The sequence below is a fragment of the Streptomyces sp. SID12488 genome, from assembly GCF_010548275.1.
Lineage (GTDB): Bacteria > Actinomycetota > Actinomycetes > Streptomycetales > Streptomycetaceae > Streptomyces.
The window spans coordinates 70,361-77,528 of the sequence record NZ_JAAGLT010000039.1; the positions used below are offsets into that span (position 1 = coordinate 70,361).

Below are 7,168 nucleotides of genomic sequence, written 5' to 3' on the forward strand. Positions count from 1 at the left end.
CACTCCTCTATATACCCTTGGGGGTATTTTACCTCCTCAAGGTCCACCCCCACGAAAGGATCCCAGTCACTCATGACCGCTCCCCTCGCCCTCGACACCGACCAGGCCCGTACCCGCCTGCCGCAGTTGACCGTCGTCGATGTCCGCACCCCGGGCGAGTACGCCTCCGGACATCTGCCCGGCGCCCTCAACATCCCTCTGGACCACCTCCGCCGCGCACTGCCCGCCCTCAAGGAGGCGACGGACCAGCGTGAACTGCTCGTCGTCTGCGCCTCCGGCGCCCGCTCCGAGTCCGTGTGTTCGCTCCTCGCCGACAACGGCGTCCCGGCCATGACCCTGACCGGCGGCACCCAGGGCTGGCGGGAGCGGGGACTCGAACTTCAGCACCCCGCCACCGGGGCCCGCGCCACCTGGTCCATGGAGCGCCAGGTCCGCTTCACCGCGGGCGGCATCGTCCTCGCCGGCCTCGGGCTGGGCCGCCTGCACCCCGCCTGGCGGCTGCTGTCCGCAGGTGTCGCGGGCGGCCTCGCGTTCTCGGCTGTCAGCAACACCTGCGGCATGGCCCACCTGCTGGCCAAGCTGCCGCACAACCGGCCGCGGCCCGCCGACCTCGACGCCACTCTCACCACGCTCGCCCGGCGGCCCAAGGAGCGCGCCGAGTCCACCGGGTCTGCCGAGCCTGTGGGACACGCCACGGACGCCGACGCATGAAGTCCCGCACGGCTCGGGCGAGTTGGGTCTCGTCCAGGCCGCCGAGGGCGAGCCGCCGGTGCCGGATGTGGACCAGCGTGCCGCCGATGTGACGGGCGAGGTGCCGCGCGGCAGGGCGCGACCAGCACCAGGTCGGCGGCGAGCACGGCGGTGCGCAGTCCGACGCCGTCGACGGGGGCGGACGGTGGCAGTGCTCCCCGAAAACCTCGGCGGCAGCCTCGGCGGGCTGCCGAGCACCGGAGGCCTCGGCGGCTCCGGTCACCGGCACGGTCCGGTCGCCGACCATGTGCGGGAGTCGGACGTGGTCACGGGCGCCGGCGAGGAGGCGACCTCTCGAACTCGGCCCGGGTGAGGTGCCGGTGGGGCGTCGAGGCGGAACCTCTCCTCCTCGCGACGGCCCGGGACCGGCAAGCGCTCAGGCGGCAGGAAGGGCCGGGGAGAGCAGGGAGTGGGGGCTATCACCGCTTCGCCTCTCCCTCGGGCGCCGACGTAGGGTGAATGTTCCGCCCGTCCGCCTCCCCGGGAGCGCCGTGAGCATCGCAGAGCCGAACGCCGGTCCGCCGCCGCCCGCTTGGCGGCTGCTCCTCGGATACGTACGGCCGCACCGGTGGACCCTCCTGATGGGCGCCCTGCTGTCGCTGGCCACGGGTGCCGCCGGGCTGGCGCTGCCGTTGGTGGCGCGCGGGCTCATCGACGATCTGTCCCACGACCGGACGATCACGGGTGCGCTGGTCCTGATGTCGGCACTGGTCGTCGCCAACGCGGCACTGGGCGCGCTGGGTTCGTACGTCCTGCGGCGCACCGCCGAGTCCGTGGTACTGGGCGCCCGCCGGGCACTGTCCTCCTATCTGCTGCGGCTGCGGATACCGGCCGTCGACCGGACCGAGCCCGGCGATCTGATGGCCCGGGTCACCTCGGACACGACCCTGCTGCGCGAGGTCACCACCGACTCGCTCGTCGGCCTCGGCACCGGCGGTCTCACCCTGGTGGCGACGATCGTGATGATGGGCCTGGTGGATCCGGTGCTGCTGGGTGTCACCCTCGCCGTGATCGTGGCGGCGGGGACCGTGCTCGGGGTGATCGTGCCGCGCATCAACAAGGCGAGCCGGCGGGCGCAGGACGCGGTCGGCGTCATGGGCGCCTCACTGGAGCGGGTACTGGGCGCCCTGCGCACGATCAAGGCGTCCGGCGCCGAGCACCGGGAGGAGCAGCGCCTGCACGCGGCAGCCGAGGAGTCGTGGCGGCAGAGCGTACGGGCCGCCAAGTGGGCTGCCGCTGCGGGCAACACGGCCGGCCTCGCGATGCAGATCGCCTTCATCACGGTCCTCGCGGTGGGCGGCGCGCGGGTCGCGACGGGCGCAGTCGAGGTGGGCACACTGGTCGCGTTCCTCCTCTACGTCTTCTATCTGATGTCGCCGATCCAGCAGGTCGTCGGCGCGATCACCCAGTACCAGACGGGCGCGGCGGCCCTCACCCGCATCCAGGAAGCCCTCGCCCTGCCCGCCGAACCGTCGTCGGCCCACCCCGCGCCCCTCCCGGCCGCCGACGCCGAACCGGCGGCACTCGCCTTCGACGAGGTCCGCTTCCGGTACGACGACGATCTTCCGTACGTCCACCACGGTGTGACGTTCGCCGTGCCGCCCCGGGGCATGACGGCGTTCGTCGGCCCGTCCGGCGCGGGCAAGACCACCGTCTTCTCGCTCATCGAACGGTTCTACGACCCCGAGTCCGGTGTCATCACCGTCGACGGCCGGGACGCCTCGGACTGGGATCTGACCGAGCTCCGTTCCGCCATCGGCTATGTCGAGCAGGACGCGCCCGTGCTGTCGGGCTCGCTGCGCGACAACCTGCTGCTGGGCAGCCCGGAGGCGGACGAGGACGCGGTCACGCGCGTGGTGAAGACGACCCGGCTCGACGGTCTGGTGGACCGGCTGCCGCGCGGCCTCGACACGCTGGTCGGACATCGCGGCACCAAGCTGTCGGGCGGCGAGCGCCAACGCGTGGCCATCGCCCGGGCGTTGCTGCGCCACCCCCGGCTGCTCCTGCTCGACGAGGCGACCTCACAGCTGGACGCGGTGAACGAGGCGGCGCTGCGCGACACGGTCGCGGATGTCGCCCGTACGACGACCGTTCTCGTCGTCGCCCACCGGTTGTCGACGGTGACGATGGCGGACCGGATCGTGGTGATGGACGCGGGCCGCGTCCGCGCGGTGGGCACCCACCGTGAACTCGTCGCCGGGGACCCGCTGTACGCCGAGCTGGCGGCGACGCAGTTCCTGGCAACCACCGGCTGAGCGAACTCGCCCTGGAGGGCGCTCAGTTCTCCAGCCTGCGCAGCCGCTCCGTGTCACAGGTGCGGGGGCAGGTGGAGCAGGCCTCGTCCGGGCGGATCCTGCAGTAGAGGCATCAGCCGGCGCGGCTGCGGGTCGGGTGGCGGCGCCCGGAAAGATGCCAGTGGGGTTGGACAGGCAAGGCTTCCTCACTAGCTGTTCTCAATGGCGGGCGCCTACGCGTGGAACATCTCCCACCACGACTTCCTGATGCACCCGAGGCCCGGCTTCCACTTTCTGGGCACGCGGCCGGCGGCAGCGAACCAACCGCAATAGAACACACACGCGGCACGAGTAAGGGCCACCCGGTCCGGCCGGGTGGCCCTCGTTCCCGCTCTCGCGTAAGTACGTCCGTCAGGCCTCGATACCGGGCAGCAGACCGGTCACGGGGGCTGCCATGTCGGTCAGCTGGTGCAGCTGCTCGAGGTCCTGCAGGCGGTTGAGCGAGGTCAGCTGGCTGGAGACCCGGGGAAGGTCCTCGTGGTACTGGGCGGGAATCTCGCTCACGGCGAGCGAGTCGAGCTGGGCGATCGGGTTCAGCTTGCCCGCGTTCTGGTCGGCGGCGGGAGCCGCGCTCGCCAGCGGGGCGGCGAGGCCGGTGACGCCGACAGCGAGAACAACGGCGGCAGCGATTCGTCGTGTTGAGATCATGTACTGGTGAACGGCGCGCGCCCCGTACCGGACACGGGCACCGCGCCCCGCTCACTCGTCAGGCTCATCCCCGGTCTGCGCTTGCCGACCCTCCCGGGACGGAGGAGTCTCAGGAGGAGAGGTCCCTCGCGGCCCGCGCCCGATCGGGCCGCGGCCCTCGGAGGAGGTCACCATGGGCACCGCTGCAAGCCCCGCTTTCGACACCGAAGCACTGCGCCGGGGCATCGAAGGACACGACGCGACGGTACTGCTGTCGCTCTACGCCGAGGACGCCGAACTGCGCGTCATCGACCGCAACACCCAGCCAAGCCACCCGATGGTCAAGCGCGGGCGCGACGAGATCGGCGCCATGCTCACCGACGTGTACGGCAGGGACATGACCCACAAGCTGGAACAGGTCGTCGTCCAGGGCGACCAGGTCGCCTACACCGAGTCCTGCGAGTACCCGGACGGTGTCCGCGTCCTTGCCAGCGCGATGCTGTCCCTGCGCGACGGCAAGATCGTCGACGAGACCGTGCTGCAGGCATGGGACGAGGAGGCCTCCTGACCTTGGCTGGAACCGGGGCTAGGCTGGGCGCCGGGTCGTGACTGGCGCTGAGGTGGAGAACCACCGGGGAGCGGCCCCGTAGAGCACATGCCGTGCGCCTGGGCGATGACGACTGTCAGCTCAGGAGTGGATCATGTCCCAGGCCCGGTTCATGGACGGCACCTCGCTCGCCCGGCGCATTGTCGACGACACCGCGAAGAAGGCCGCCGACCTCACCGATCGCACGGGCACGCGCCCCTGCCTGGCAACAGTGCTGGTGGGTGCCGACCCTGCCTCCGTCACCTACGTCCGGATGAAGCAGAACCGCTGCCGCAGGGCCGGCATCGAGTCCCGCCATGTGGAGCTGCCCGCCGCCACGACCACCGAGGAACTGGTCGGCACGCTGCGTGCCCTCTCGGACGATCCCGGTGTGCACGGCATCCTGCTCCAGCACCCGATGGGAGAGCACATCGACGAGCGGGCCGCGTTCGAGGCGATCGCGCCCGAGAAGGACGTCGACGGTGTCACCTTCGCCTCCTTCGCGACGATGAGTTTCGGCCTGCCGGGCTTCGTCTCCTGCACGCCCGGCGGCATCATGCGGCTGCTCGACGAGTACGGGGTCGACCCGTCCGGCAAGCGGGCCGTGGTGGTGGGCCGCAGCGCGATCCTCGGCAAACCGGTCGGCATGCTGCTCCTGGGGCGCGACGCGACCGTCACGTACTGCCACTCGCGGACGCGGGACCTGCCGTCCGTCGTCCGCGAGGCGGACATCGTGGTCGCAGCCGTGGGCCGGCCCCGGTTGATCCGGGGAGAGGACATCAAGCCGGGCGCCGTCGTGATCGACGCCGGGTACAACGCCGGGAACATCGGCGACGTCGACTTCGACTCCGCCGTCGAGCGGGCCGGGCTGATCACCCCGGTGCCGGGCGGCGTCGGTCCGATGACGATCGCGACGCTGCTGGAGCAGACCGTGGAGGCCGCCGCCCGGCAGCTCGGGCCTGTCCGGCGGATCACACCGGAGGACGGCCGCGGTGCCAAATAGGCGCAGGTGCACGCCCGCCTGTGCTGCGGCTGATGTCACGGCAGTCGGCACCCCTGGAGCCTCTCCGGCATGATCCGTCGGAGAGGCTCCAGGGGTGTCCCAGTGGTGTGATCAGCGCATCCAGGCGCTGTAGTCCATGACGTCGCCCGCCTTCAGACCCCACTTGGGCTCGGCGACGGTGGCGGTGTCCTCCAGACCCAGAACGGCACCGGTGGCCGGGTCCATGATCAGCATCTGGCGGGAGCCGTGTCCGTCGTACACATACGCCTGGCCGGGCCGCCCGAGCCGGTCTGTGACCCGGCCGACCGGCCGCAGCCCCTCGGCGTCCGCCAGCATCCTGGCGACGGCCGCGTCCTCACGGGCCCCGAGGGTCCAGTGGTCGAGCAACACGCCCACCGCGTCCAGGAGTTCGGGGGTCGTCAGCACGGTGCTCCGGTGTTGCGCCTCCTGGAGGTAGGCCTTCAGGAGGCCCGGGTCGTGCGGCGGTGTCGACTCGGGCGGGGCGTCGCTCCAGCTCGGCCCGAACGTCTGCTCGCTGATGACATGCCCGTCCTCGACCAGGCCGGTTCCGCCGTCCCCCTCGCTCAGGACCGGCCGACCGGGCTGCCGTGGGTCGGTCGCCACGACCAGCTCGGTACGGCTCGCGTCGGCCCGCCAGCGCACCACGCGCTCGACAGGCAGCGTGATCGGGGGCTCGTCCTCGGACATGCCCATGCTCCATGTCTGTACGTGGGTGCCCTTGCGGAGTTCCGGCGAGCCGTCCGCCGCTGCCGCCTCGGCGATCTCGGCCATCCTGGCCAGGGGTACGGGGGTGGAACCGGCCTGCACGATCAGCGGGCGGGGAGCGGCCACAGCCGGGACGGTGTTCGGGCCCACGAGGAGCAGGGCCAACGCGGCAGCCGCGACCACCGCGACGGTCGCGAGGCTCCACATCCAGCGAGTGCGGCGACGGCCGAACGGGCCGCTGCCGTGCCGCAGTTGGTTGAGCCGGCGCTCCGCGTCGTGGTCCAGCGGTCCGTCGCGGAAGTGGAGGCCGTCCGCCGGCACCGGGTTGGCGGCGCGCAGCAGGTCGAGTTCGTCAGGCATGGCCGTGTTCCTTCGGGGAGTGCACGTCGGCGGCGAGCGCGGGGCGTATCCGGTCGATCTCGGTTCTCAGCCGGTGCCGGGCCCGGTGGAGCCGCATCGCCGCCGCGCGAGTACCGCAGCCCAGGGCCACGGCGACCTCGTCGACGGCGAGTTCCTCCCAGGCCGTCAGCCGCAGTACCTCCTGGTCGGCCGGGGTGAGCCGGGCGAGCGCCTCATGCACCCAGGCGCCCGGCGGCTCGGTGTCGGGGCTCGCCACGACCTGCCTGCCGTGCGCCGTCTCGTCGTTGCCCAGCCGGTCGACGAGCCGACGGCGCCGGCCCTGGCCGCGTACCGTGTTGGCCAGGCAGTTGCGTGCCACGCCGTACAGCCAGGGCAGCGAGGACGCCGGCAGATCGCTGCGGCGCCGCCAGGCGACGGTGAACACGTCCGCCACCACTTCCTCCACGTCGCCGGTACGGCCGACCAGTCGTCGAGCGACATAGCGGCTGACCGCCCAGTAGTGCTCGCGATAGGCAGCGGCGAAGGTCTCGTCGTTGCTCATGTCCCGTTCTTGTCCGGCACTCTGCGGATCGTCACACCCGTTTCCGTGATTCTCGTCGCGTCACCCGAGTGTGACGTCCGGACGGGGTGCGGACACAGGCGGGGCGTGAAGACCATCAACATCGAACCCCGCACCACCAAGAGCCTCAGAAGCGTCAAGTGGCTGACGACCACGGACCACAAGACGATCGGCACGCTGTATCTGGTGACGTCGTTCGCGTTCTTCTGCATCGGTGGCGTGATGGCGCTGTTCATGCGCGCCGAGCTGGCCCGGCCGGGTCT

The 7,168-nt window shown here is 71.6% G+C and carries 8 protein-coding genes, 1 pseudogene and 1 riboswitch; of the genes and pseudogenes, 5 read left to right on the forward strand and 4 right to left on the reverse strand.

Features of this window, described 5'->3' with window-relative positions; all coding sequences use genetic code 11:
• Positions 1–72: 72 nt before the first annotated feature.
• The 3 genes from G3I56_RS38140 to G3I56_RS38150 all read left to right on the forward strand — a co-directional run bounded on the left by G3I56_RS38140 (position 73) and on the right by G3I56_RS38150 (position 3,005).
• A complete protein-coding gene (locus G3I56_RS38140) occupies positions 73–711 on the forward strand; it encodes a rhodanese-like domain-containing protein (RefSeq protein ID WP_164417284.1) in 639 nt (212 codons plus the stop codon).
• A gap of 184 nt (positions 712–895) precedes the next feature.
• Positions 896–1,063, forward strand: coding sequence for a hypothetical protein (locus G3I56_RS44375; protein ID WP_239135340.1), 168 nt, complete (start codon positions 896–898; stop codon positions 1,061–1,063).
• A 268-nt stretch (positions 1,064–1,331) separates the two neighbouring features.
• The gene (locus G3I56_RS38150; protein ID WP_239135346.1) at positions 1,332–3,005 is read left to right on the forward strand and encodes an ABC transporter ATP-binding protein; all 1,674 of its coding nucleotides are present in this window, start codon (positions 1,332–1,334) and stop codon (positions 3,003–3,005) included.
• A gap of 22 nt (positions 3,006–3,027) precedes the next feature.
• Here G3I56_RS38150 and G3I56_RS44380 read toward each other — a convergent pair.
• Together G3I56_RS44380 and G3I56_RS38160 are read right to left on the reverse strand one after the other, a co-directional pair.
• Positions 3,028–3,153 (reverse strand): annotated as a pseudogene (locus tag G3I56_RS44380) (iron-sulfur protein); the annotation flags it as partial.
• 242 nt (positions 3,154–3,395) lie between these two features.
• Complete coding sequence (locus G3I56_RS38160) at positions 3,396–3,692, reverse strand: hypothetical protein (protein ID WP_164417288.1); 297 nt, start codon at positions 3,690–3,692, stop codon at positions 3,396–3,398.
• A gap of 172 nt (positions 3,693–3,864) precedes the next feature.
• Here G3I56_RS38160 and G3I56_RS38165 point away from each other — a divergent pair, with 172 nt between their 5' ends.
• Positions 3,865–4,239 carry a nuclear transport factor 2 family protein gene (locus G3I56_RS38165; RefSeq protein WP_164417290.1) on the forward strand — a complete coding sequence of 125 codons (375 nt, stop codon included), beginning with the start codon at positions 3,865–3,867 and terminating at the stop codon, positions 4,237–4,239.
• Between the two features lie 27 nt (positions 4,240–4,266).
• Positions 4,267–4,350, forward strand: a riboswitch (ZMP/ZTP riboswitch).
• 22 nt (positions 4,351–4,372) lie between these two features.
• Positions 4,373–5,260: a bifunctional 5,10-methylenetetrahydrofolate dehydrogenase/5,10-methenyltetrahydrofolate cyclohydrolase gene (locus G3I56_RS38170; protein ID WP_164417292.1), complete on the forward strand. Its 888-nt coding sequence runs from the start codon at positions 4,373–4,375 to the stop codon at positions 5,258–5,260.
• A gap of 111 nt (positions 5,261–5,371) precedes the next feature.
• Here the strand turns inward: G3I56_RS38170 and G3I56_RS38175 are convergent, their stop codons facing one another.
• Together G3I56_RS38175 and G3I56_RS38180 are read right to left on the reverse strand one after the other, a co-directional pair.
• Positions 5,372–6,346 carry a CU044_5270 family protein gene (locus G3I56_RS38175; protein WP_164417294.1) on the reverse strand — a complete coding sequence of 325 codons (975 nt, stop codon included), beginning with the start codon at positions 6,344–6,346 and terminating at the stop codon, positions 5,372–5,374.
• Positions 6,339–6,887, reverse strand: a complete 549-nt coding sequence (locus G3I56_RS38180; RefSeq protein WP_164417296.1) for a sigma-70 family RNA polymerase sigma factor — start codon at positions 6,885–6,887, stop codon at positions 6,339–6,341. Before G3I56_RS38180 ends, G3I56_RS38175 begins: the two co-directional genes overlap by 8 nt.
• Positions 6,888–7,168: the final 281 nt, after the last annotated feature.